Origin of the sequence: Bacillus sp. GMs2/2 (assembly GCF_050172095.1) — a bacterium.
In the GTDB taxonomy this organism is placed as follows: Bacteria; Bacillota; Bacilli; order Bacillales; family Bacillaceae_G; genus Bacillus_A; species Bacillus_A cereus.
On record NZ_JBNLYE010000798.1, the window covers coordinates 1 to 301 of the forward strand.

A 301-nucleotide genomic window follows, 5' to 3' on the forward strand; every position below is an offset into this window, starting at 1 on the left:
AATTAAATCTTTTTGTTGAGAAATATCAAATACCCTAGCAGTAAAGATATATTGAAAAAATGTTAGATAGAGAAGGGTGACGGGGATGAATACCAATGTAATAAAAGTCGCAAGAATAAACCTTCAAGGTAACACTTTAGACCAAGGTTGGTTTAAGTACCTTACTTTAGAAAATGGCAAACCCTATATGGTTGCAATTACAATACTTAGCGAGATTTTTTATTGGTATAAACCAACTGAAATAAAGGATGAAAGAACGAATGAAATCCAGTATAAACAAAAATTTAAAGCAGACAAACTG

General features: G+C 30.9%; 1 pseudogene. It reads left to right on the forward strand.

What is annotated here, in order from left to right:
* Window positions 1-85 precede the first annotated feature (85 nt).
* Window positions 86-301: pseudogene (locus tag ACQGS6_RS29585) on the forward strand (DNA replication protein DnaD); the annotation flags it as partial.